The organism is Pseudocolwellia sp. G5-9 (assembly GCF_055808995.1).
In genome coordinates, this window is sequence record NZ_CM147893.1 from 3,306,394 (window position 1) to 3,330,966 (window position 24,573).

General features: G+C 35.0%; 22 protein-coding genes. 12 read left to right on the forward strand and 10 right to left on the reverse strand.

Annotated elements, in window-relative coordinates; translation table 11 throughout:
* Window positions 1–47 precede the first annotated feature (47 nt).
* On the reverse strand, window positions 48–596 hold the full coding sequence (locus AC0L5Q_RS14250; RefSeq protein ID WP_473610012.1) for a hypothetical protein: 549 nt from the start codon (window positions 594–596) through the stop codon (window positions 48–50).
* A gap of 291 nt (window positions 597–887) precedes the next feature.
* On the opposite strand from AC0L5Q_RS14250, the gene AC0L5Q_RS14255 reads away from it, so the two are divergent.
* The 6 genes from AC0L5Q_RS14255 (at window position 888) to speB (ending at window position 7,444) form a co-directional block, all read left to right on the forward strand.
* The gene (locus tag AC0L5Q_RS14255; protein ID WP_473610016.1) at window positions 888–1,958 is read left to right on the forward strand and encodes a sensor histidine kinase; all 1,071 of its coding nucleotides are present in this window, start codon (window positions 888–890) and stop codon (window positions 1,956–1,958) included.
* Between the two features lie 85 nt (window positions 1,959–2,043).
* The gene (locus AC0L5Q_RS14260; protein WP_473610020.1) at window positions 2,044–2,487 is read left to right on the forward strand and encodes a response regulator; all 444 of its coding nucleotides are present in this window, start codon (window positions 2,044–2,046) and stop codon (window positions 2,485–2,487) included.
* A gap of 367 nt (window positions 2,488–2,854) precedes the next feature.
* On the forward strand, window positions 2,855–3,496 hold the full coding sequence (locus AC0L5Q_RS14265) for an MlaC/ttg2D family ABC transporter substrate-binding protein (protein WP_473610023.1): 642 nt from the start codon (window positions 2,855–2,857) through the stop codon (window positions 3,494–3,496).
* Between the two features lie 30 nt (window positions 3,497–3,526).
* Window positions 3,527–4,372 carry a mechanosensitive ion channel family protein gene (locus tag AC0L5Q_RS14270; protein ID WP_473610026.1) on the forward strand — a complete coding sequence of 282 codons (846 nt, stop codon included), beginning with the start codon at window positions 3,527–3,529 and terminating at the stop codon, window positions 4,370–4,372.
* Window positions 4,373–4,588: 216 nt separating this feature from the next.
* On the forward strand, window positions 4,589–6,502 hold the full coding sequence (gene speA / locus AC0L5Q_RS14275) for a biosynthetic arginine decarboxylase (protein WP_473610029.1): 1,914 nt from the start codon (window positions 4,589–4,591) through the stop codon (window positions 6,500–6,502).
* 15 nt (window positions 6,503–6,517) lie between these two features.
* Complete coding sequence (gene speB, locus AC0L5Q_RS14280) at window positions 6,518–7,444, forward strand: agmatinase (RefSeq protein ID WP_473618311.1); 927 nt, start codon at window positions 6,518–6,520, stop codon at window positions 7,442–7,444.
* 50 nt (window positions 7,445–7,494) lie between these two features.
* Here the strand turns inward: speB and AC0L5Q_RS14285 are convergent, their stop codons facing one another.
* From AC0L5Q_RS14285 to rimK, 4 genes are read right to left on the reverse strand one after another with little or no spacing between them, the layout of a single operon-like run.
* A complete protein-coding gene (locus AC0L5Q_RS14285; RefSeq protein WP_473610032.1) occupies window positions 7,495–8,361 on the reverse strand; it encodes a mechanosensitive ion channel family protein in 867 nt (288 codons plus the stop codon).
* Window positions 8,362–8,421: 60 nt separating this feature from the next.
* On the reverse strand, window positions 8,422–8,865 hold the full coding sequence (locus tag AC0L5Q_RS14290) for an ATP-dependent zinc protease family protein (RefSeq protein ID WP_473610035.1): 444 nt from the start codon (window positions 8,863–8,865) through the stop codon (window positions 8,422–8,424).
* 43 nt (window positions 8,866–8,908) lie between these two features.
* Window positions 8,909–9,937 (reverse strand): succinylglutamate desuccinylase/aspartoacylase family protein, encoded by a 1,029-nt coding sequence (locus AC0L5Q_RS14295; RefSeq protein ID WP_473610038.1) that lies wholly within the window; start codon window positions 9,935–9,937, stop codon window positions 8,909–8,911.
* Window positions 9,938–9,945: 8 nt separating this feature from the next.
* On the reverse strand, window positions 9,946–10,854 hold the full coding sequence (gene rimK, locus AC0L5Q_RS14300; RefSeq protein ID WP_473610042.1) for a 30S ribosomal protein S6--L-glutamate ligase: 909 nt from the start codon (window positions 10,852–10,854) through the stop codon (window positions 9,946–9,948).
* 212 nt (window positions 10,855–11,066) lie between these two features.
* Between rimK and AC0L5Q_RS14305 the strand changes: the two genes are divergently transcribed.
* Window positions 11,067–11,915, forward strand: coding sequence for a LysR family transcriptional regulator (locus AC0L5Q_RS14305; protein WP_473610045.1), 849 nt, complete (start codon window positions 11,067–11,069; stop codon window positions 11,913–11,915).
* Between the two features lie 91 nt (window positions 11,916–12,006).
* Here the strand turns inward: AC0L5Q_RS14305 and AC0L5Q_RS14310 are convergent, their stop codons facing one another.
* Together AC0L5Q_RS14310 and AC0L5Q_RS14315 are read right to left on the reverse strand one after the other, a co-directional pair.
* A complete protein-coding gene (locus tag AC0L5Q_RS14310) occupies window positions 12,007–12,255 on the reverse strand; it encodes a hypothetical protein (protein WP_473610048.1) in 249 nt (82 codons plus the stop codon).
* 15 nt (window positions 12,256–12,270) lie between these two features.
* Window positions 12,271–12,507 (reverse strand): hypothetical protein, encoded by a 237-nt coding sequence (locus tag AC0L5Q_RS14315; protein WP_473610052.1) that lies wholly within the window; start codon window positions 12,505–12,507, stop codon window positions 12,271–12,273.
* 316 nt (window positions 12,508–12,823) lie between these two features.
* Between AC0L5Q_RS14315 and AC0L5Q_RS14320 the strand changes: the two genes are divergently transcribed.
* Window positions 12,824–13,321, forward strand: a complete 498-nt coding sequence (locus AC0L5Q_RS14320; protein ID WP_473610056.1) for a DUF1353 domain-containing protein — start codon at window positions 12,824–12,826, stop codon at window positions 13,319–13,321.
* A gap of 106 nt (window positions 13,322–13,427) precedes the next feature.
* On the opposite strand, the gene AC0L5Q_RS14325 is transcribed toward AC0L5Q_RS14320, so the two are convergent.
* Window positions 13,428–14,615, reverse strand: a complete 1,188-nt coding sequence (locus tag AC0L5Q_RS14325; RefSeq protein ID WP_473610059.1) for an acetyltransferase domain-containing protein — start codon at window positions 14,613–14,615, stop codon at window positions 13,428–13,430.
* A gap of 334 nt (window positions 14,616–14,949) precedes the next feature.
* Here AC0L5Q_RS14325 and AC0L5Q_RS14330 point away from each other — a divergent pair, with 334 nt between their 5' ends.
* The 3 genes from AC0L5Q_RS14330 to polA all read left to right on the forward strand — a co-directional run bounded on the left by AC0L5Q_RS14330 (window position 14,950) and on the right by polA (window position 19,515).
* Complete coding sequence (locus AC0L5Q_RS14330; RefSeq protein WP_473610063.1) at window positions 14,950–15,543, forward strand: thioredoxin family protein; 594 nt, start codon at window positions 14,950–14,952, stop codon at window positions 15,541–15,543.
* 76 nt (window positions 15,544–15,619) lie between these two features.
* The gene (locus tag AC0L5Q_RS14335; protein WP_473610067.1) at window positions 15,620–16,198 is read left to right on the forward strand and encodes a DUF2780 domain-containing protein; all 579 of its coding nucleotides are present in this window, start codon (window positions 15,620–15,622) and stop codon (window positions 16,196–16,198) included.
* A 566-nt stretch (window positions 16,199–16,764) separates the two neighbouring features.
* The gene (polA, locus tag AC0L5Q_RS14340) at window positions 16,765–19,515 is read left to right on the forward strand and encodes a DNA polymerase I (RefSeq protein ID WP_473610071.1); all 2,751 of its coding nucleotides are present in this window, start codon (window positions 16,765–16,767) and stop codon (window positions 19,513–19,515) included.
* 649 nt (window positions 19,516–20,164) lie between these two features.
* Here the strand turns inward: polA and AC0L5Q_RS14345 are convergent.
* Together AC0L5Q_RS14345 and AC0L5Q_RS14350 are read right to left on the reverse strand one after the other, a co-directional pair.
* A complete protein-coding gene (locus tag AC0L5Q_RS14345) occupies window positions 20,165–20,302 on the reverse strand; it encodes a type II toxin-antitoxin system antitoxin (protein ID WP_473618312.1) in 138 nt (45 codons plus the stop codon).
* A gap of 231 nt (window positions 20,303–20,533) precedes the next feature.
* Entirely contained in the window at window positions 20,534–21,409 is an 876-nt protein-coding gene (locus AC0L5Q_RS14350; protein ID WP_473610075.1) for an SPFH domain-containing protein, read from the reverse strand.
* 285 nt (window positions 21,410–21,694) lie between these two features.
* On the opposite strand from AC0L5Q_RS14350, the gene AC0L5Q_RS14355 reads away from it, so the two are divergent.
* Entirely contained in the window at window positions 21,695–24,547 is a 2,853-nt protein-coding gene (locus AC0L5Q_RS14355) for a M16 family metallopeptidase (protein ID WP_473610078.1), read from the forward strand.
* Window positions 24,548–24,573: the final 26 nt, after the last annotated feature.

Here is a 24,573-nt window from a genome sequence, read left to right on the forward strand (position 1 = left end):
TTTAATCAAAGGCATAAATACCTACTTATTTTTGTTAAAAATAGTGTTTAAGTTGAATATCGTGCGTCACGACCAAGTTCAAGCATGAGTTTGTTAACTTCTTTTTTTAACTCAATAATATTTTCTTCTCTGTTAAGTGTTACAGAATAAATAGAGCTCATTAATTCATTTTGTTTTTTTAACGTTTTTAGTTCGGCTAAATTTTGTTGGTAATCTTCCTCAACACTTGATAGTCGAATAAGTTGCGGAAGTTTAGGAGCAAGAACAAATGCGGTTAATATTGAGGTAAATGCAGTTAGGGCTTTCAGCCATCCTTGATATTCGTACATAGGAAACCAGGTAACGTATATTTGTACAAAATGTGTGGTGCCACAGAAGAAAATAAACGCAATAAATAGCGCAAAAAGTTCTTTGTGAGGTAAAGCGTTCTTTCTTTTGTAAATTAAAATAGCTAACACGAGGGGGATCAGATAGTAGGCTATACCAATTGCAGCATCAGATAAAACATGTGTCCATAGTATATCTGAACGCCATAAATAACAGTGTCCATGTGGCATGAATGAAGGATTAATAAATTGTTGTAACCAATCGTGCATATCTGTTCCTTAATTAACATTTATTGGCTTATTGTGATTTTATCAACTACAAATAACTATAGAAGTTTTTAATTCTATTTACTAAATTCGATGCTAGGCTAGTGCGCATATTATCTACAATAAATATATGAATTTTTATAATAAAAATTATATTCAAGACCATATCTTGTTATTAAAGAGAGTCATTACTTTGAATGATTTCAAGTATAGCTTACTTTAGTTTTAATGAGGTTAATTGAGCTAGGCACCTTTTATTTAAATGAGTAAGTTATCTCGACAAGGAATACCATTTTGAAAGTACTTATTATTGAAGATAATCCAGATCATCGAGAATTGATCGAAGATGCTTTGAATTTAATAGAAGATGTACGCGTTAAAATATCGTCAGCCGATACCGCACAATTGGGTAAATCCATGTTGTTGGATGGAGAGTTTGATGTTTGTTTGTGTGATTTGCAATTACCTGATTCGAAGATAGAGGAAACGATAGAATGGTTAGGTTCTAAACATTTTTCTCTGCCTATTATTATTTTGACCTCGCTTAATAATTTACAAATTGCCAAAGACTTATTAAACCAAGGTATACAAGATTACATTCCTAAAAATGATATATCACCCCCGTTGTTATATCGGACTTGTCGCTATGCAATTGAAAGGTGGCGGCATCAGCAAAGTATTGAAGAGCATAATAAGAATATGAAGGCATTTTGTGCTAGCCTTTCTCATGACTTTAATGGCCAAATAAATCATATTAAATTGATTTCTGATATTTTAAAAACTGATTTAGAGGCTAGAGTTACTCTAACACCTGATGAAAAAAACTGGTTTAAATATTTAAATACCAGTACAACGGCCATTCATCAATTGATCTATAGCCTTCAGCAGTATTTATTAGTGGGTTCTGCAAAAAAATCTTTTGAATTGATTGACTTAACCGAGATAGTAAATGGCGTCGCTGAATCACTAAAGGAGTCAACAGAGACCGATTTTATACTTAACATCGATAATCCTCTTCCGGTTATTCAAGGTAATGCAGGTTTAATTCATCTTCTTTTTCATAACTTGATCAATAATAGTATTAAGTTCAACGAAAGAGTTCCTAATATCACCTTGTCCTCAATAGAGAACGGGCGTATTGTGAGTATATCTATACAAGATAACGGTATTGGTTTCGACCCATTAAAAACAAAAGAAATGTTTACCCCTTTTACAAGGCTTGCAGATAAAAGTAAGTACCCAGGTTCTGGCATAGGTTTAAGTATTGTGAAACAGGTGATAGAACACCATCGTGGGAGCATACAGGTTGAATCAGAGTTAGGCGTAGGGAGTCGTTTTATAATTAATTTTTTAAGGGATGGTTAGGGTCTGTTGACCTTGTAAGTCTGTTTTGTAGTAATGATACTAAGTTGATTAATTAACAGCTCATTTTTAATATAAGGGATATATATTGAATAACTTAAAACCTATTTCAGCGTTAATGGTTGAAGATAATGTAGATCATGCGCAATTAATGATGGATGCATTTCATGAATTTAACATCAAAAACTCCATTGAACATGTAATGGACGGTGAGCAAGCCATTAGTTATTTAAGAAATACCCCCCCCTACGAAGATACTAAAAAATATCCACGACCAGATATTGTTTTTTTAGATATTAGAATGCCGAGACAAGGCGGAATTGAAACCTTAAAAATAATTAAAAATGATGAAAAACTTCGTGACATACCGGTTGTTATGATCAGTACATCAACCATCACGCCAGATATTCAAGAATGTTATCGGTTCGGCGCAAGTGGTTATGTGATTAAGCCTTTACAGTTTGAAGAATTTTCTAAAAAAATGAAAGAATTAAATTATTATTGGGTGCTGACTTCAGAGTTACCAAAGTGATAATTTTTATATCAAAGTAATTCGAGTGTTTTCACATTATTTCAATTAGTATTAGAGCGTGTTGAGCTTTTGGGTATAAATTGTATTTAAATTAATCGCGCTTAAATGAATCTGTAAGGCAACGCTGTTTAGAAATTTCTGCTGCGTTATCGGTTTTAAGTAGAATACTGCATATTAAAAACGAAGCCTTGCACAATGACCAACTAGCTGTTGTAAAAAGATACCGCAAAGGTCTACACGCGCTAGGTGTTTAATCAATTAATTTGATTGAATCGTCTAAATTATTGCGTTAGCAATAAAAACAGTTCTTATTACAATAGCACTTTAATTGTTAGTAACAATTCAACATCATTCAAGAGTACACAGCGTGAAAAATAAATCTAATATGACACTTAATGGCTTAACTCTAGCTTTTATCTTATTGAGTATTTTTATTGCTACGTTAGCCTTAGCAGATGCAAACAATGAACCTGATAAGCAAGTTAAAGTAGCGTTTGGCACAATAGAACAAGAAATTATTCAGTTAAAGAGTCGTAATGAGTTTAATAACACTCAAATAAAAAAAATACTTAATCAACACTTATTACCTGAAATAAATACCCGTTATTTCGCTTTAAAGTCTTTAGGTAAGTACGCTAAAGATATGTCTGAAGAAATGAAGCTAAGTTATATCCAAGCATTACAAATTCAGTTGATCAATAGCTATGCGAATTTATTAAGTAACTATAACAATGAAAAAATTGTATTTAATAAAAACTCAATATCTGAAAGTGGTAAAATAGCGCAAGTGTATTTGAATATTGAAAGCCGAAATAAAACAAATACCGCAGTAATTAAATTAATGAAAATAACCGATGATGATTGGAAAATATTCGATATTGTTATTGAAGGGATTAGTTTAGTACAAACCAAACAAGCAGAATTAAGTTCAAGTATTACTAAAGTAGGTCTTGTTGGCACATTAGAAAAACTGCAAACTATTAATGCAAAAATAGAGTCAACTCAATAGCGTTTAAGGGTGTTTAGTCAAGTGTTTGATATGTTGTTATCCACAGGTTCGAATATTAGTTCAATAGTTGAGGTACTAATAGAAAACAAAGCTGTACTCTCTATCGGTTTGATTTTACTGGTTATGCTCACTAAGTATAGTTTAGTTAAACTTATTAAACGCAAAGATAAACAAAACAAACGATTAAAAATCAATATGGTTAATAATGCGGTTACCGTATTTATTATTATTGGTCTTTTTAATATTTGGTCGCTAGAAATTCAAAAATTCGCTTTTTCAATTGCAGCGTTTGTGGTTGCTATAGTTTTAGCAACTAGAGAATTTATTCAATGCTTCATCGGTTTTTTATATATTATTTCTACACGACCATTTCGTATTGGTGATTGGGTGCAAGTAGGTGACCATTATGGCGAAGTACATTCTACAGATTGGGCAAAATTAACGTTATTAGAAATTAATATTGATGCTTATGAATACACAGGTAAAACGCTTTATTTACCCAATAGTCAGTTAATAACCTCAGCGATTAAAAACTTAAACTTTTTAAAACGTTATGCTATGCACCATTTTACGGTGACTAGAGATGGCAGCGTAAATCCGTTTATTTTTTTAGACGAACTACATAAAAAAGCTTATGAATACTGTGCCGATTTTAAAGAAGTTGCCATACGCTATAATCAACTGATTGAAAGCCGCTTAGATATAAATATTGCAGGACCAGAGCCTCACATACACATAGCTACTTCAGATGTAGGTAATACGCAAATATTGTTTACTATTTTTTGTCCAACAGACCGAGCAATGGCTATAGAGCAAAAATTAACGGCTGACTTAATGAAGTTTTGGTTTGATCAGCAGCAAAAACAACTAAAGTAAATTCAAAATAGGGAGGTAAATGATAGCTCCCTTATTCTTTTTTAACGAATACCAATTGCAATAACTCCCCCAACAAGCAAGTGATTAAATTTATTGTTCGATAAACACTTTATTATTTGTTGGACTTTAATCTCATAGCTCCTTAAATTCCACTTCACGATTTATCTCTAGATAGTTAATACTATCATTACGTAATTATACAATTTGGAACATTCAATGAAAGAATACAATTCTCTCGATGCAGTAAGAGCATGCTACAACGTACGTCATTGGAGTCAGGGGTATTATGGGATTAACGATAAGGGTAACGTTTATGTTGCACCTATTAATGACAGTCCTGAAATTACAGCTGATTTGAGTGATATTGTAGAAAAAATTCAAGAGCAAGGGTTAACTTTACCTGCTTTAGTGCGTTTTCCTCAAATCTTACATCATCGTGTTCATAGTTTGTGCGACGCCTTTAATCAGGCGATTAAACGTTATAATTACGACGAAAAATATTTATTGGTATACCCAATTAAAGTGAATCAACAACGTGAAGTGGTTGATGAAATTATTTCGAGCCAATTTAACCATGAAACCAAGCAATTGGGATTAGAAGCCGGTAGCAAGCCAGAGTTATTAGCTGTATTGGCATTAGCGCAAAAAGCGTCTTCAGTTATTGTTTGTAATGGTTACAAAGACAGAGAATATGTGCGTTTAGCACTTATCGGTGAAAAGCTTGGGCATAAAGTACATATTGTTTTAGAAAAAGTGTCTGAATTAGCAATGATTTTAGCCGAAGCTAAAGCGTTAAACGTAGAACCAAGGCTTGGTATACGTGTACGACTTGCGTCGCAAGGGAAAGGAAAATGGCAAGCAAGTGGTGGTGAAAAGTCAAAATTTGGCTTATCGGCTACTCAAATTTTGCATGTAATTAATACATTGAAAGAGGCTAAGCAACTACATACATTGAAACTCGTGCATTTTCACTTAGGCTCGCAAATTGCCAACATTCGCGATGTTAGGTTAGGAGTGAGTGAAGCGGCGCGTTTTTATTGTGAATTAAGAGAATTAGGCGCTGAACTTTCATGTATGGATGTGGGTGGTGGATTAGCGGTTGATTATGACGGCACAAGAAGCCAGTCTCATAACTCTATGAACTATAGCCTAGCGGAATACGCGAATAACATCGTGTACACCATTGGTGATATTTGTAAAAGCTATGATCAACCTATGCCGATGATTATTTCTGAATCTGGACGTTCGTTAACAGCGCATCATGCTGTGCTTATTTCAAACGTTATTGGTGCTGAATGTTATGAGCCTGAAGAAATCGCTAAGCCTGTAAAAACAGTACCGTTGATACTCATTAATATGTGGGAGTCGTGGCAGCAATTACAAGAGCGTAATGATGACCGTGCACTAATTGAAATATATCACGATACACAAAACGATATTAGCGAAGTACATAATCAATTTGCGTTGGGTTTAATTAACTTAGAGCAACGTTCGTGGGCTGAGCAAGTTAACTTACGTATTTGTTTTGAATTGAATCAACTTATGGATTCTAAAAATCGTTTTCATAGACCAATTATGGATGAATTATCTGAAAAATTAGCCGCTAAGTTTTTTGTTAATTTTTCATTGTTTCAATCGTTACCAGATTCTTGGGGTATTGATCAGGTTTTCCCTGTGTTGCCACTGAATCATTTAGACAATGAGAAAAAACAACGCGCGGTTTTACTTGATATTACTTGTGATTCAGATGGTGCTATTAACCATTATGTTGACGGACAAGGTATTGAAAGTACTTTGTTAGTACCTGCTTGGACAGAAGACAAACCATATTACATGGGATTTTTCTTAGTAGGCGCTTATCAAGAAATACTAGGCGATATGCATAACCTATTTGGTGATACCCATAGCGTTGTTGTTAACCTAGCTGAAGATGGCAGTATTGACATGTCAGAGATTAATGAAGGCGATAGCGTTGAAGAGATGCTGGATTATGTGCATTTAGATGCTGAAATGTTTAAAGAAACATACAAAGAATTAGTAGACAGCAAATTACCAAGCCATGAACGCGATAGTATCTATAAAGAACTTGTTGCGGGCTTGAAAGGTTATACCTATTTAGAAGAGCTATAAGTGAGTACGAATAAAATGGCAGGTGTTTTTAACCAAGTAGATAATTCAATCTACTCTAATGCGATGACGTTTCTACGTCAGCCATTAGTGGTTGATCCAATCAACAGCGACTCAGACATTGTTGTATTGGGTTTTCCGTTTGATATGGCGACTACAGGACGTTCTGGGGCTCGAATGGGTCCCACTGCTATTAGACATGCGTCAGTGAATTTAGCGTGGGAAGGTAAGCGTTTTCCGTGGCCTTTTAACTTAACTAAGCATTGTAAAATAGTGGATGCTGGCGATTTGGTTTATAACTGTGGCGACTCTGAAGCGTTTTGTCAGCAAGTTGATGCCGCAGTCAGTACGTTATTATCAGCTGATAAGACGATATTAGCTTTAGGCGGCGATCATTTTATTACCTTGCCGCTATTAAGAGCGTACGCTAAAAAGTTTGGCAAAATGGCGTTAATACACTTTGATGCGCATACTGATACTTATAGTAATGGCAGCCGTTATGACCATGGCACTATGTTTTATCATGCACCTAAAGAAGGGCTTATTGATAAAGATGCATCAGTGCAAGTGGGTATACGTACAAACTACAAGCAGAAAGATCATGGTTTTAAGGTGATAAATGCCTCAGAAGCGAATGATATGCCGACAGATGACATTGTCTCTATTATTCGTGAAAGAGTGAAAGATATGCCTGTGTATTTAACTTTTGATATTGATTGTTTAGATCCTGCTTACGCGCCAGGCACAGGAACACCGGTATGTGGTGGATTAACCACAGATAAAGTATTAAAGATATTACGTGGTCTTTCAGGCATTAATATTGTAGGAATGGACGTGGTAGAAGTTGCACCTTCCTATGACAATAGTGAAATTACGGCGTTAGCTGCAGCCACTATAGGGTTAGAACTTATGCACTTATGGGCTGCTAAACACCTTTCAATCTAAAGTATTTAAATATCAACCCCGTTGTCTTGAAATAAGGCAACGGGGTTATTTTACTCAACAACCTTTTTAATCATTAACGAACCATCAATATGAACATCTCTTTGCGGAAAGGCGATAACAATATTATGTTGCGTAAATAATTCGTCAATCTGAAATCTTACTTCACTTCGAGCTGTTCGTAATCCTCCTTCAACATTAGAGTTTATCCAGAATATAGCTTCAAAAATTAAGGCATTGTCACCAAAGTCTTCAAAGGTAACGATAGGTTTAGGATCACTAAGAATGTTCTCTTGGTTATCAATAACTTGTTGTAGTAACTGAGCCACAAGTTTTGCTGATGTACCATAAGCTACACCTATACGCACAGAAGTACGTACAAGTCGGTCAACTAATGTCCAGTTTACAACGGTATTTTCTAACAGCTTACTATTCGGAATGAGTAAATGTACGCCATCTGTTCTTCTTATGCGTGTTGAACGCGTATTAATTTTTTCTACAATACCTTTTGCATTATCTACTTCAAGAAAATCCCCTATACGAATGGGTTTTTCCCACATTAATATCCAACCACTAATAAAATTATTAATAATATTTTGTGCGCCGAAACCAAATCCAATAGCGATGGCACCTGATAGAAATGCAAAGGCTGTAATAGGAACATTGATTAAGTCGAGTATGGTGATGACCAATATGGTAATAGCAACAACATAGAATAGACGTTGTAAAAGATGGATAACATTAGGATCGGTATGTCTTGATACTAAACGTCTTGAGATAAACTTAATCAGAATTTTGGTTAGCCATAAACCAAGCATTATCCAAACAGGTATGAGAATAATGCTTTTCAAGGTAAGAGGTTGTCCGCCTATTACTAAAATGCTTGTATTGAGGAAGGTACTTGCTTGCTCTAACGTCATAGGTTCTCCATTTATTTTAAGAGCACTTAACTATTTTTATTTTAGGTGCTCTTATATATTTTATTTTTTAGTTATTGTTTGTAAAAAAACAAGAGAAGGGTCAACTAAAAATTGATCGCCTAGCGCTTCTCTACCTAACAACATTAAATAGTTCATATCAGATCTATCGGTTAAGGTAATTTCAATCGCCCATGTTTTGTCACCGAGTGTTATTGGTGTTTTTATAACGTAGCGTTGTTCAGCTTCACCATTAGACGATTTTACTTTTCTGATATCGCTTAAAGGCGCTGTACAAGAAACCAGCCGGCTAACATTATGAATGTCAGGATGAATATCAAAAGTAACGTAAGGTTTACCTTTTTTCATTAATCTAACAATGTTATCCACATGCAGCGACGAAGTTTTTGCGCCGGTATCAACTCTTACTTGTAAATCAGTAATAGCAAGATCAGGTAAGTCGATCGACTCTAATCGGCCGATAATCGTTTTAGTATCACTATTCATAATATTCTCTAAATTGTCTTTATAACTAATAATGATTTATGTGTTAAAGGTATAAACCACTTTCAGGTAGTAATAAATCTTGTACTGTTTCTATGTGCTCAGCAATTTCTTCATCACTTTCTTTAAAGTAAGCGATATGAAACATTGCTTCGCCTTCTTGTACTAAAGGTATATTTTGTTTACCAATTAATATGCCTGAACGTGACGCGGTTACAACGCCCAACACATCACCATACGGGCTACCAATTTCGGCTAATAATTCACCTTTCGTTATTTGGTCGCCTAAATTGACTTTGTTATTTACTATGCCACTGGCATTGGCTCTATGCCAACCACTGCTATTAGCAATATAAGGGTCTGTTGGTTTCTTTTTACGTGGTTTTTTACGCATTAGACCTAAATGTTGTAATACATTTTCAATACCTCTTATACCTGCTCTAATAGAAAACTCATCAAAACGTAAGGCTTCACCGGCTTCGTAAAGTAGTACTTTGGTGTTGTTTTTAACTGCAGCATCTCTTAATGAGCCGTCAATAATGGTTGAGTGTAAAACAACGGGTACGCCAAACACTTGCGCAAGTAACTTTGTTTCTTCGTCTTCCATATCGCCTCGAATTTGAGGCAAGTTAGAGCGATGAATTGCACCCGTATGTAAATCAATACCATAGTCGCAATGTTTCACTATTTCGTTCAAAAATATATGTGCAACACGCGCAGCTAATGAACCTTTAGCTGAACCTGGAAAACAGCGGTTTAAGTCTCTGCGATCAGGCATATAGCGACTTTGGTTAACAACACCATATACGTTCACCATAGGAACAGCGATAACAGTTCCTCTAATAATTTTGAAATTCTTTTGGCTAATTAAACGTCTAATAATTTCGATACCATTTAATTCATCGCCATGTACAGCAGCACTGATAAATATAGTTGGACCGGGTTTTTTAGCGCGAATGATGTGAATGGGTAAAGAGACATCCGCGTCGGTATATAACTTAGCTACAGGGAGTTCAATTTTACGTTGTTCTCCGGGTAAAATTTCAAATTCACCTATTCGTAATACATCACTCATTGTTGATATTATCCTTGTCCGCGTGTTTTGTTATTCGATGTATTGTTTTCATTTTTTTCAATGAAGTCAAAAACCATACCGGCAATGTTTTTACCTGTCGCCGTTTCAATACCTTCAAGACCTGGAGATGAGTTAACTTCCATTACCATAGGCCCGTTAATTGATTGTAATAAATCTACACCACATACATTTAAGCCCATTGCTTTTGCAGCATTAACGGCTGTTTCTCTTTCAGCTTTACTTAATTTAACTACTTCGGCTGAGCCACCACGATGTAAGTTAGATCTAAACTCGCCTTCAGCACCTTGTCGTTTCATGGCTGCAACAACGCGTCCGCCAATCACTAAACAGCGAATATCAGCACCGCCAGACTCTTTAATATATTCTTGTACTAGTATGTTGGCTTTTAGTCCCATAAAGGCTTCGATAATACTTTCAGCGGCTTTAGCTGTATCAGCAAGTACAACACCTATGCCTTGAGTACCTTCAAGTAGTTTAATAACTAATGGTGCGCCACCTACATTTTTAATTAAATCTTTAATATTATCTGGCTTGCTCGCAAACCCAGTTCTTGGTAAGCCAATACCTTTTCTTGATAATAATTGTAGTGAGCGTAATTTGTCACGAGAGCGACTGATTGCTACTGATTCGTTAACATTAAATGTTCCCATCATTTCAAATTGACGCGCTACAGCGGTACCGTAAAAAGTAATAGAAGCACCAATACGAGGAATAATAGCATCGTATTTTGGTAACTCTTTACCGTGGTAACGAACTGTTGGACGACTACTCGTAATATCCATATAGCAATGTAATGTGTCTATAACATCCACTTCGTGGCCTTGTGCTTCACCTGCTTCTTTTAAGCGTCGAGTAGAGTATAGGTTTGGGTTTCTTGATAAAATGGCTATTTTCATGTTGTTCGTCTTCCTAATAAAAGTAATACCAGCTTCATTAATGAAGTTGGAATAAAGGGACATTCAATAGTAAGCGTGACACTAACAACCGCCGAAATGCATTAAATGCCTTAATGTGTGCCGCAGTGTATACACTACAAACTGGACAATAAAACTAAATATTTTATACTGTTTAACAAATATTTTTGATTAGACTGGTTTAAGCGTAGACGATGAAAATTGAATTGCTAAAAACATTTCTCGAGGTCAGCCGAACCTTACATTTTAGAGTTGCTTCTGAAACTTTATTTATAACCCAATCTGCCGTAAGTGCCAGAATAAAATTACTCGAAGATGATTTAGGTGTTTTGTTATTCGATCGTAGTCAAAAGCATTTAAAATTAACACCAGAAGGGCATAGGCTAATTAAACATGCCAATGAACTTATTTTTATGTGGCAAAAAACCAAACAAGATGTAGGGATTGCACAAAGTAATACAACTCAGTTGGTGATTGGCTCTATGATGTCTATTTGGGATATAGCCTTACAAGATTGGTTACAAAAACTGCATAAAAATATGGATGATTGTAGTTTATTAACGGCTACATATAGCCCTGTAGAATTGAGAAAAAGCCTGTTAAATCGGGTTATTGATATTGCTTTTTTATTTGAACCTTCTTTTGTTGAAGATTTGATCACAGAAAAAGTTGCGACAGTACCTCTGCATTTAGTATCAACTAATCCGAGCGATATAGATAATTCAGATCATCTTGAAAATTTTATTATGGTTGATTATGGAGAGTCGGTTAACGTGAAATATATGCGAGACTTTCAACATGCTCCGGCTGCTAAGCATCATATGAATCAACCGATTGTTGCTTTAAATTTTATACTTGATGTAGGAGGTTGTGCTTACTTACCAAGGCAAATGACTTTTGAATATGTGCGTAAGAAAAAGTTGTATATAGTGGAAAATTCGCCTGTTTACTCACGTGATATTTACGCAAATTATTTGGCTAAAAGCCAAAAAGTAGAAATGATCGAACAAGCTATTGAGTTGTTTCCTTTTGTAAAACTATAACTCATCTTATCCTGTCAGCTTTTTCAAACGAACAAAATAAAATGAGTTATTTAAATAAACTATCGAGTAGATTTTACTTCTCAAATATTGATTATTTTGCTGAAGGTAACGATTTTACTTCGTTATAACCATTCGATACTAAATCATCATTTACACACTCAAGTAAGTAAGCTTTTAACTCTTCGCTTGCTACTTCATCTTCTGCCGCGTCTTGTTTACACATTGCGAGAACAGATTGAATATAAGAAGCAGAAGCTTGCTCTGAACTTTCGTTGTCTTCATCAGCAAAAGTAAATGTGCTAACGGCTGTTAATAGAGTGATTAAAAGTAATTTTTTCATTTTGTTATCCTAAAATTAGTGTTCCCATTCGTCAATTAACGTGTTGGTTTCTTGATCTAACCAACGTTTTTCACGAAGCATATCAAGCCTCTTTTTTACAATAAGCTTATGTTTTGTTTTTTTCTTAATGGCGGTCTTATTTCCAGAACCATAGGCTATTTCAAAACCTGAAATGCCTGAATTAAAATACGAATCATCGTCTAAGCTTATATCTTCATCTAAGCTTGCGTCATCATATTCACTAACGTTCATTAATTTTTCCTCTAAAAAATTCACCATTGAATTTCGCTAGATATTGAGTTGAAAATAAGAATAAGAAAAGCTAAATGTTTTTGTTTCGAAGATAAAAAATTTTGATGAATAGAGGGAGGGGGGATATACCCGTTATTATTCAAGATGCAGGTTTCTGTGGGAACTAAAAACAATTATTAGTGACTCTGTATTTTAGTGTGACTGATGTTACTCACCATAAAAATTTTTAATGCGTAGGGTAAAAATTTAACGTTTTAATATTTCACCTTACCTAATATAGAATTTAACAATAGAGAAATATAAGTTAATCATCATTATGTTAATGCCTAAGCTACAGCCTTTCCCAATTAAAACCCAAAAACAGAGCTTTTTAACAAAGCTATTTAAACTACTAATACGCAAGCGTCAATGGCAAGTTATTGAAGATTGGCGTTATAAGTTACCGAATAACCGAACTATTATTATTCCCAAAGGGTTTGTGTTTGATGGTAGTTCATACCCTTGGATTGTTTGGCTGTTTTTTTCACCAACAGGTTTGTTGTTAGTTCCTGTGATCATTCATGATTTTTGCTTTAAATATAATTATTTATGGGCTATTCAAGATGAAAAAGTGTTTAAATTTAAGCAGAATAATGGCTTTTTTAATTGGTGTGCATTAATTAGAAATATTGGTATTAAAAGAAATGAATTAATGATGATCGATTATTTTATTTGGTTATTAACGCTATTTTTTGGTTGGATAAATTGGCTCTTGTTAAGAAGAGTAGAGCACAAAGAGATATGTCCACAAGGGCATCTAACCTCAGATAATTAATTGACCATATTAAGAGGAATAGGTCAATTAATTTGGTTACACCTATACTGTAAACGAATCAGCAGTTTATGCTTATCGCTAAATTTACTTGTAAAAAGGGATGTTTTTACAAGTATTTTACCCACCATTGAGTTGTTCTTTTTTTATAAAGAGAAAAGGCTTTCGTCGGAAAATAAAGTAATACAGCTAAAAGTAGTGCTGCCGCCCAAATTTGCCAAACAAAATTAAAACCTAAAATATCACCATTATTTGGCCCTACCAAGGTATAAAAAATGCGGTAACCTATCAATAATATATACAGGTGCACTATGTAAAAAAACATAGGTGCGGCACCAAACGATTCTACAACTTTACTGTACTTATTATCTACGTTCTCTAAACAACCGAGTAATAACCATGCAATACCTAGAGTCAGTAATAAATAGTTTAACGATGGTGGGTATTTACTGTAATTAACAAAAGACTTAATGGTTTCAATTGTATTTATACCTGTTGTCCAATCAAGCGTTTCGCCGTATAAATTAAACCCTCGTAGTATTATTAATAGTATTAAAGCGCTAAAGCCTGCGACGAATAATGTTTTTTGGCGCTTGGTTGACGATATGGCTTGTGAATATAAAGGGCCTGCGAAATACCCTAAGCAAATAACACCAATCCAAGGTAATACGGGGTAAGACGCTTTTACTTTAACCAAACCATCTGAAATAAGGTAGCCACGGTCGTGTAAAATAGTCCAAAGGGTATAGCCAAATTCATCAGGCGCAAAGCTAATTGGAGTTAATGCGTTATGACCAAATATAATCGCTAACCCCATAAAAGCAATGAGTTTTATATTCATTTTTACCGCAAGAGAAAGCACTATCATGCTCACTCCTATTGCCCACATTACTTGTAGATACAAAATATTGTATGTACCAAACCATGAAAAATTGATCAGTGTGCATTCAATAAAAATAATAAATAAACCGCGTTTAAATAAAAATGAGCTTGCTGAACGGGTAGGGTTATTATGTGGATGGGCATATAGCCAAGCCGAAAGTCCCGTTAAAAATACAAAAACAGGCGCACATAAATGAGCCGTCATTCGAGTAAAAAATAACTCTGTACTGGTTTCATTTAATGTCATTGGATCGGTAACATTTTGATGATAAAAAAAGCGCTCTCTTACATGATCTACCAGCATCAATAACATAACAAAACCACGTAATATATCGATAGAGGCAATACGTTTTTTAATCGTATCGCTTTGTGAACTTTGTATAGTCGTATTTACTTGAGTGTTATTTATAGTCATATTGTTAGTACATTAATTGATGTGAAAATATTATCGTGTCTAGTGATTAAAATTGATAATATACAGAACTGTGCAGCGCACTTCTTGTATTTTTTGTTTACTTGCCTCTTACTACTCATTAATAACTACCTTTGAAATACTAGATCAAATTTGATCATAGTATTTGGCTGTCACGACATATCTTAATTCGCTCTCACTTTTGAAGATATGTGTATAATCTTAAATGTTAATAAAAAGTAAAATAATACCATTAGCTGCTATTATTATTGATTGAAATCCTTCAAAATAGCGCCAGTGAAATTGATCAATCCTATTTTAGGGGAACGACATGGCAATGACAGAATCAACAATGATGGCGTTAGGTACTAAAGCTCCAGCATTCGCATTAAAAAATACTGAAGGCACAATGACATCGCTGTCAGACTTTGATAACGCGAAAGTATTGGTTGTTTTATTTATTTGTAATCACTGTCCTTATGTTATTCATATTGCACCTACATTAGCTGAGTTAGCTGAGCAATATAAAGAACAAGGCGTTCAATTTATTGCAATAAACAGTAACGATACAGATACCTACCCAGCTGACAGCTTTGATAATATGGTGAAAGAAAAAGCTTTACGAGGTTATTCATTCCCTTATTTATTTGATGAAACACAAGCGGTTGCTCAAGCATTTGATGCAGCATGTACACCAGATATTTTTGTGTTCGATCAACAACAGAAGCTTGCGTATAGAGGGCAATTTGACAATACACGCCCAACGCGAATTTCTTCAGGTAATTATGACTCAGGTAAATCACCAGCAACAGGCGAAGATTTAAAAGCAGCAATAAATGGCTTATTAGCAGGCAAGACACTAAGTGAAAACCAAATAGCTTCTATCGGTTGCAATATAAAATGGAAACAAGGTAACGAACCACAATATTAATAGAGTGAATTATTTCAGTAATACACTGGAAGCTCTCTGTTTTAACAATTCAAAGTAAATACAATTAAGGAATAACATGAAATTACGTACAATTTTAGTATCGTCATTATTAGTAACAACGTTTTCGGCTAACGCATTTGATTTTTTAGATACCATTAAAGAAGCTTTAGGTATGGGCGAAAAGCAATCAACTGAACAAGTTCAGACTGCAGCTGACGCAAAAGCAAAAGTTGAAGAGGTTAAAGAAGAGGCTGCGCAAACAAGTAATGATCTTGTAGGCTATGCATCTGAGAAATTAGGTTTATCTAAAGAAATGACATCAGGCGCATTAGGTGCTCTTTTTAAAGTCGCTAAAGATAATTTAGGTGATAACTTTTCTTCAATAAGTGAAGCTATACCGGGTGTAGAAAACTATATTCAAAATGCTCCTGAAGCGGCTAAATCTTCATTGGGTGGCTTAGCTTCTTCTTTAGGTAAAGGCAGTGAAGAAGGTCAAGCAGCTTTAAGCTTGGGTTACTTAGATTCAGCATTTAAAAAATTAGGTATTCCAAAAGAAACAGTTTTACCATTAGTAGATACGGTAACGAGTTATTTAGAACAAAATAATTATGGTACTGCTGCTGCAATGTTGAAAGAAGGTGTTAACTTTTTATAGTGCTTGCTAAAGGTTAGTAAGTCCTAATCTTGAAATGAGATTTTTGTATTTTATCGATTGAATAATGCACTTCATCGTAAACTACAAAGTCTCATTTTTTTATGTGAATTTTTTGTTAAATTAATTTGAACGAATATAAAATATCTACAAGCCTTATGTTTACTCGCTTATGTTTTTTTGTTATTTAAGCATGTCATATTTCTTTCAAAATAGTTTAATAATTGTCTGGTAATCATCAATAATTCTGGTAATCTTTTGTCACAATTAATTAGGTAGTTCACAAATTGAACAACACATTTAAAGCCTAATAATAAGTTTATCCACATAACGTATAAAAAAAATAATAAGTTAATCAAAGCCAATCTTTATTGATTTTGTTAATTAAAACATGAGTTTAACTATATTTTAGCGTATCGGTCATCAGATCCTTATGCGAACTCTCGATGTTTTCAACAAAGTTATCCACAATTAAAACTGACTTTTTACGTAATTTACTTCATATAGGTAGAGAGAATTAGCGGAATATGGCATTCTTGTTTCAAATTGTCTGTCAGTAAAAGATTATCATGCCAACATCATCACTATCTCCACTTATTTTAGTGGATGGTTCTTCCTATTTATTTCGTGCGTATCATGTTCCTTATTTACAAGCCTTGTCTACTTCTGATGGGCAAGCAACAGGTGCAATAACCGGTGTATTAAACATGCTAGGTAGCCTGAAAAAAGATTACCCTAATGGAAATATCATCGTTATTTTTGATGCAAAAGGAAAAACCTTCCGTAACGACTTATACCCAGAATACAAAGCAAATCGTCCACCAATGCCCGATGATTTACGCACCCAAATAGCGCCACTACATGAAATCGTGGAAGCCATGGGATTACCACTACTTGTTATTGAAGGCGTAGAGGCCGATGATGTTATTGGTACTTTAGCCCAACAAGCGAGCAACGCCGGAATAGAAACCGTAATATCTACCGGTGATAAAGACATGGCTCAGCTTGTTACCGAGCATGTGCGCTTAATTAACACTATGACTAACGTAGAGTTAGACGTTGAAGGCGTAAAAGAAAAGTTTGGTGTTCGACCTGATCAAATTATCGATTATTTAGCCTTAATGGGCGATAAGGTAGATAACATTCCCGGTGTTGAAAAATGTGGCCCTAAAACCGCCGTTAAATGGTTACTTGAGCATGAAACATTAGACAACGTAATTGCAAATGCTGACAGTGTTAAAGGTAAAATTGGTGAAAATCTACGTAATGCATTAACACAACTGCCATTATCTTATGAATTAGCAACAATAAAGTTAGATGTTGAATTAGACGTGAGTGCTACAACGTTAGCGCCTAAAGAGCGTAACGTTGAAAAGCTAACAGAGCTTTATACTAAATATGAGCTACGTCGTTTATTAGCCGATCTATCTAAAGGAGACACAAAAAGTAATGCAGGTGCTTCCACAGATGCAGTTGAAGCCGAAGAGCTTGTAACGGCATCAGATATTAAATCAGAATACGATACCGTATTAACTAAAGCTGCTTTTGAAGATTGGCTAAGCAAGCTCAAATCAGCAGAGTATTTTGCCTTTGACACTGAAACCACCAGTGTTAATTACATGAAAGCAAAATTAGTGGGCTTATCATTCTGTGTTGAAGCAGGCAAAGCGGCTTACGTGCCACTTGCGCATGACTATGAAGGTGCTCCAGAGCAACTTGAATTAGACTGGGTATTAGCTCAACTTAAACCATTATTAGAAGATAAACACCTTGCTAAAATAGGGCAAAATTTAAAATACGACGCCAATGTACTTTCTCATTATAATATTCAAATGCAGGGTATTAAATTCGATACCATGATTGAATCGTATTGCTTAAATAGCGTAGCAACACGTCATAACATGGATGCATTGGCCGATAAGTACTTAGGTTATAAAACCGTACATTTTGAGGATATTGCCGGTAAAGGTGCTAAACAGCTAACCTTTAATCAAATTGATATTGAAAAAGCCAGCCATTATGCTGCTGAAGATGCCGATATTACGTTAAGGTTACATCAAGCTATTTATCCTAAGTTAAGTCAATCTGCCGATCAGCTTAAAGTATTCAATGACATTGAAATGCCGTTATTACCTGTATTAGCACGAATGGAACAACATGGTGTATTGATTGATAGCTATTTGCTTGACGAGCAAAGCCATGCGCTAGGTATGCGTTTGAATGAATTAGAAATAGAAGCGCACAATATAGCCGGGCAAAACTTTAACTTGAGTTCACCTAAGCAATTACAAAAAATATTGTTTGAAGAGTTAAAAATTCCCGTTATTAAGAAAACGCCAAAAGGTGCTCCTTCAACCGCTGAAGAAGTGTTACAAGAGTTAGCGCTTGATTATCCTTTACCTAAAATAATTCTAGAAAACAGAGGATTAAGTAAACTTAAATCGACTTATACAGACAAATTACCTTTATTAGTTGGTGAAAAATCAGGGCGTGTACATACCTCATATCATCAGGCAGTTACCGCAACAGGTCGTTTATCTTCAACAGATCCAAACTTACAAAACATCCCGATTAGAAGTGAAGAAGGGCGTAAAATTCGTCAAGCCTTTATTGCGCCTGAAAATCATAAAATTGTCGCAATCGATTATTCTCAAATAGAATTACGTATTATGGCGCACTTATCTGATGATCCAGGCCTAGTGTCTGCTTTCAGTAAAGGGTTAGATGTACATAAAGCAACGGCGGCTGAAATATTTTCAGTACCATTAGATGAAGTAACTACTGACCAACGCCGCAGTGCTAAAGCGGTAAACTTTGGTTTAATTTATGGAATGTCGGCTTTTGGTTTAGCTAAACAACTTGATGTTCCGCGCCATAAAGCACAAGAGTATATGGACACTTATTTTGAACGATACCCTAATGTACAAAACTATATGGAAGATACTCGTCAAAATGCTACTGAAAATGGTTACGTAGAAACCTTGTTTGGCAGACGTTTATACCTACCGGATATTAAGTCTAAAAACGGTATGAGACGAAAAGGTGCTGAACGCGCAGCAATAAATGCACCTATGCAAGGTACAGCGGCTGACATTATTAAAAAGGCTATGCTAAATGTTGATGCTTGGATTGAAGAGCAAAATGATCCCCGTATAAAAATGACCATGCAAGTACACGATGAATTAATTTTTGAAATTCATCAAAATATTGTAAAAGAAACTACTGAAAAGCTTGTTCAGCTTATGAATGACGCGGTTAGTTTAAGTGTTCCATTGATTGCCGAAGCGGGTATTGGTAATAACTGGGACGAAGCACATTAGCTAAAGACTATAAATGGATTGATTTGGTGTAAAAGTACAAAAATGTAATTTATTTACATTTTTAGCTTTACTTATATAGAGCTCTTGCTCTATAATTCATTTTGTTCCCGATGTGAACACTTGTTGTAATAATTGTAATTTTAAGCTTTCCTCATAGCTACTATACCGATGACTCTGTTGTCGGTTTTTTTTTGCCTAAATTAAAGTTATATAAAGAAGTAGTCTGAATTAACTTTTATTTTTTATTCTTATTTCTCACTAGGCTTCTGTTTTTATTCGTTATAATTTATTTAGTTCCTTTTTCATAAGCCTAAGCTCTAGTGCTTCTATAAGTAATAAAATGATTTCTGAGTAATTTTTTATTTTGTTATCAATGAAAAATAAAGGGATAATTTAGCGATTCAAAGTAAATAAAATCGTCTAAGAAGTTAAAAAGAATAAAAATATACAATATGTAATAAAATTTCATAAATGGTGTTTTATTAGTTTTTGAAGAGGGAGTTAATTACTTTTTATGTTTCTGCCTTTCATTGCTTTTTATTTAAAATTAAAAAGCAATACAGTTACAGCGTGTTTTTAATAGCTATTTAAAATTTTCAATGCAGTGCAATGTAAAAAACTGAGTGATATCCAGAGAGGTTAATTTAGATTATTTATCGCTTACAGGATCTACAATAGGGGTTATTGTTGGGGGTTTAGATCGACCTGATTTACGTAGAGCATCTCGTAACACATATTCAATTTGCGCATTTAAACTACGTAGTTCATCGTCCGACCAACGTTGCATAGCATCTAAAATTTCTTCATTTATTCTAAGCGGGTACGCTTTCTTTGCCAAAACACATTCACCTTACGTCGACTAACGTCTTATACCAATCGCAATACCCCATTTATTCTTCGTATAAAATAGGTCCATTCGTTAATGCCTTTGGTATTATTTATTTCGATAGCGCTTTTAAATCTTAAGTAATATTTATAAAGTAATAAAAGCGCTATAAATTAAGAGTTAACAAAATACTTAGTACAAGCTACCAGCGTTAATTACAGGTTGTGCTGCATCATCGCTACATAATACAACAAGTAGGTTACTTACCATAGCGGCTTTACGTTCTGTATCTAATTCAACAATATTACGCTCTGATAATTTTTGTAGCGCCATTTCAACCATACCAACAGCTCCTTCAACCACTTTTTTACGAGCTGAAATAATTGCCATTGCTTGTTGGCGACGTAGCATAGCGTTAGCTATTTCTGGTGAATACGCTAAGTGACTAATACGTGACTCTATAACTTTTACACCTGCCTTTTCGAGTCGATTTTGTACTTCTATTTGTAAAGCATTTGAAATTTCTGCAGGGTGACTACGTAATGTTAGACCTTTATCATCTTCATCTTCATGATTCTCATAAGCATACGTTGTTGCTAAATTTCGTAATGCAGATTCACTCTGAATGGAGACAAAATCTTCGTAGTTATCTACCTGAAACACAGCTTCAGCAGTATCTACTACTTCCCAAACAATAATGGCCGCTATTTCTATTGGGTTACCATTTTTATCGTTGACTTTTAATTGGCCACTTTCAAAGTTGCGAACACGTAAAGAAACTCGCATTTTTGTATAAAAAGGGTTAGCCCATCGTAACCCTGGCTCATGTACTGTGCCAGCATACTTGCCAAAGAACTGCATAACTCGACCTTCTTTGGGGTTAACCATAAAAAATCCAGCCCAGCATATACCTATAATAATGTTAGCTATTACGCCAAGCAAAACAAGCAGAGCATCGGCATTTTTTAATGCAAAAAATGTTAATACCAATGCTGTTACTTGTAATAGTAGTAAAACAAAGATCATAGGGATCCCGCTAGGTGCTTTAATTTCATTTTCAGTAATCATAACTCTTCCTTAAAACCAAAAGTGATATCATAATGATATCACTTTTGGTTTTTGTCAATAATAGTTTTGAAAAGAAATTGCAAAAGTTTTAAAACTAAGTATTGGAAAATAAAGAAGGATGTTATTGCAAATTGAGCCTCACAAGGCTATTAAGAGGAGGGCATTTTTATTAAACAAGTAATTGTAAATAAAAATGTCTACTACTGGTTAATAGTGTGCTTTTCGGTTTTAATAAAGCTATTGCTATTCAAATCTCATTGATTGTTCTCTTTAGGAGCTTTAACGTTGAAAAAATGGACTCTGCCATTACTTATTACTTGCTTAGCCGCTTGTGAAAGCACATTACCTTATTTAGATTCAAAAACTGACAGCCACAAAGTTGCAGGCATTACCTTCGTTGAAGAAGTAAAAAAATCTGGTCATGAAACCGTGATCCCATATGAGAAATATATTTTAGATAACGGTTTAACATTAATTCTTCATACTGATAAATCAGACCCATTAGTGCATGTAGACATGACCTATCACGTAGGTTCAGGTAGAGAAGAGGCGGGTAAATCAGGTTTTGCTCATTTCTTTGAACACATGATGTTTCAAGGTTCTGAACATGTAGCAGACGAACAGCATTTTAAGTTAGTAACTGAAGCGGGCGGTACCATGAATGGTACAACTAATAACGACCGTACTAACTACTTTCAAACGGTTCCAGCCAATCAGTTAGAAAAAATGTTATGGCTAGAGTCTGATCGCATGGGCTTTTTAGTGGATGCAGTTACGCAAGAGAAATTTGAAGTACAACGCGAAACGGTAAAAAACGAACGTGGTCAACGTGTTGATAATCGTCCTTATGGCCGTGTAAATGAACGTATTTCACAAGCGTTATATCCAGAAGGGCATCCGTATTCTTGGCCTGTTATTGGTTATATGGAAGATTTAGATCGCGTTAACGTAAACGACCTAAAAGCTTTCTTTTTACGTTGGTATGGCCCTAATAACGCAACCTTAACTATTGGTGGCGATATCAATACTACCGAAACATTAGCATTGGTCAAAAAATACTTTGGTAGTATTCCTCGTGGGCCTGAAGTAAAAATGCCAGAAAAACCCACTTTTGAAATAAAAGAAGACCGTTACATTTCAATGGAAGATAATGTTCATCTGCCACTTATATATATGTCGTATCCAACGGTTTCAGTACGCGACGAAGATGAAGCGCCACTCGACTTATTATCAAGCATACTTGGTGGCGGTAAAACGTCATTGTTCTATAAAAACTTAGTTAAAAATCAACTCACGGTACAAGCATCGGTCAGTCATCCTTGTTCAGAGCTTGCCTGTACTTTTAATTTGTATGCTTTGCCTCATCCAGCTTCAGGTAAGTCGTTAGCGGATATAGAAAAAGTAATGAGAGACACATTAGTAGAATTTGAATCACGTGGCGTAGAAGACGATGATTTGATCAAAGCAAAAGCAAATATGGAAGCGAGCTTTGTGTTTGGCTTACAAAGTGTGCAAGGAAAAGTGAGTCAATTAGCTGCCAATCAAACCTTTAAAGGTAATCCTAACTATATTGAACAAGATATTGCTCGCTATGCTGGTGTCACTAAAGCTGATGTTATGCGTGTGTATAAAAAATATCTTAAAGGGAAGCATGGCGTAATTATGAGTGTTGTACCTAAAGGTAAGCTTGATATGGTTGCAGCACAAGACACCTTTAAACCAAAAGAGAGAACTTTTGATCGAACAGCCACCACTTCGGCAGACGCTATTAAAGTACGTAAGGTTAAAGACAACTTTGACCGGAACCTTATGCCTATAGCTAAAGCCAATAAACCTGTTGATGTTCCGCAAATGTGGCAAAGGGAATTAGCTAACGGCATTAAAATATTAGGTACTCAAAGCACAGAAACGCCCACCACATCGTTATTACTTAAAATTCCTGCGGGTCATTACTTTGAGTCTAAAGATAAAGCCGGTTTAGTAACGTTATTAGCCGCTATGTTAAATGAATCAACCACCACGCGTAGTGCCGAGGATATGAGTAACGAGTTAGAGAAATTAGGCAGTTCAGTTAATATTTCCTCAACGGATCATTACTTAACCATTAGTGTAAATGCATTAACTAAGCATTTAACTGAAACAATGGCGTTAGTTAATGAAAAGCTGATGCAGCCAGCCTTTATAGAAAGCGACTTTGTACGTAACCAAAATAATGCGATTCAAGGCGCTATAAACAATAAAAAAGATGCGGGTTACTTAGCTGCAACGGCTTACCGACAGCTGTTACATGCAGACAATATAGCAGCCACACCAAGTGGTGGTTCTGAAGCTAGCTTGAAAAACATTACTTTAGCTGACGTAAAAGCGTTTTATAACAAACAAATAAAACCTAAAGACGGGCAAGCTATTGTTGTATCTGACTTACCTGAAAAAGACATACTTAAAGTATTCGATGTATTTAAAACATGGCAAGGTAAAGGCGAAGAGCTTGATTTGACGTTACCTATATCTGATACAAAAATGGGCGTTATTTACCTTGTTAATAAAGACGATGCGGCACAATCCGTTATTCGAATAGGTAAGCGCTCAATTACTCAAGACATTACGGGTGAGTTTTATAAATCGTACTTAATGAACTTTCCTCTAGGTGGTGCTTTTAATAGTCGTATTAACCTAAATTTACGTGAAGATAAAGGCTATACCTACGGTGCTCGTTCATACTTCAGCGCAGACAAACTAGCCGGTGCTTATACAGCCAGTGCTGAAGTAAGAGCTGATGTTACCGACAAGTCGATTGTTGAATTTGTAAAAGAAATTAAAAATTACGCTGAAAACGGTATTACAGCAGAAGAGCTCGCTTTTATGCGTAAAGCAATAAATCAAAAAGATGCCTTAAAGTATGAAACCCCTCATGCAAAACTAGGCTTTTTAGCGCAAATTTTAGAGCATGATTTAACGCCAGATTTCGTAAAAAAACGTACCGAAATTGTAGAAAATATTACAGCTGAAGAAATTAACGCCTTAGCTAAAAAACACCTTAACCTGAAAGAAATGCTGATGGTGGTAGTAGGTAATGCTAGCGTATTAAAACCGCAACTTGAAGCATTGGGGTATGAAGTGATTGATTACGATATTTGATGGAGTGATTAAGTTAAATATTAAAT

Bases quoted from the DNA above. Each gene is read 5' to 3' on its own strand.
- AC0L5Q_RS14330 (WP_473610063.1), top strand. From the start codon at position 14,950: ATGACAGAATCAACAATGATGGCGTTAGGTACTAAAGCTCCAGCATTC.
- AC0L5Q_RS14350 (WP_473610075.1), bottom strand. From the start codon at position 21,409: ATGATTACTGAAAATGAAATTAAAGCACCTAGCGGGATCCCTATGATC.
- AC0L5Q_RS14250 (WP_473610012.1), bottom strand. From the start codon at position 596: ATGCACGATTGGTTACAACAATTTATTAATCCTTCATTCATGCCACAT.
- speB (WP_473618311.1), top strand. From the start codon at position 6,518: ATGGCAGGTGTTTTTAACCAAGTAGATAATTCAATCTACTCTAATGCG.
- AC0L5Q_RS14285 (WP_473610032.1), bottom strand. From the start codon at position 8,361: ATGACGTTAGAGCAAGCAAGTACCTTCCTCAATACAAGCATTTTAGTA.
- polA (WP_473610071.1), top strand. From the start codon at position 16,765: ATGCCAACATCATCACTATCTCCACTTATTTTAGTGGATGGTTCTTCC.
- AC0L5Q_RS14335 (WP_473610067.1), top strand. From the start codon at position 15,620: ATGAAATTACGTACAATTTTAGTATCGTCATTATTAGTAACAACGTTT.
- AC0L5Q_RS14290 (WP_473610035.1), bottom strand. From the start codon at position 8,865: ATGAATAGTGATACTAAAACGATTATCGGCCGATTAGAGTCGATCGAC.
- AC0L5Q_RS14320 (WP_473610056.1), top strand. From the start codon at position 12,824: ATGTTAATGCCTAAGCTACAGCCTTTCCCAATTAAAACCCAAAAACAG.
- speA (WP_473610029.1), top strand. From the start codon at position 4,589: ATGAAAGAATACAATTCTCTCGATGCAGTAAGAGCATGCTACAACGTA.
- AC0L5Q_RS14295 (WP_473610038.1), bottom strand. From the start codon at position 9,937: ATGAGTGATGTATTACGAATAGGTGAATTTGAAATTTTACCCGGAGAA.
- AC0L5Q_RS14310 (WP_473610048.1), bottom strand. From the start codon at position 12,255: ATGAAAAAATTACTTTTAATCACTCTATTAACAGCCGTTAGCACATTT.
- AC0L5Q_RS14325 (WP_473610059.1), bottom strand. From the start codon at position 14,615: ATGACTATAAATAACACTCAAGTAAATACGACTATACAAAGTTCACAA.
- AC0L5Q_RS14315 (WP_473610052.1), bottom strand. From the start codon at position 12,507: ATGAACGTTAGTGAATATGATGACGCAAGCTTAGATGAAGATATAAGC.
- AC0L5Q_RS14345 (WP_473618312.1), bottom strand. From the start codon at position 20,302: ATGCAACGTTGGTCGGACGATGAACTACGTAGTTTAAATGCGCAAATT.
- AC0L5Q_RS14270 (WP_473610026.1), top strand. From the start codon at position 3,527: ATGTTGTTATCCACAGGTTCGAATATTAGTTCAATAGTTGAGGTACTA.
- AC0L5Q_RS14305 (WP_473610045.1), top strand. From the start codon at position 11,067: ATGAAAATTGAATTGCTAAAAACATTTCTCGAGGTCAGCCGAACCTTA.
- rimK (WP_473610042.1), bottom strand. From the start codon at position 10,854: ATGAAAATAGCCATTTTATCAAGAAACCCAAACCTATACTCTACTCGA.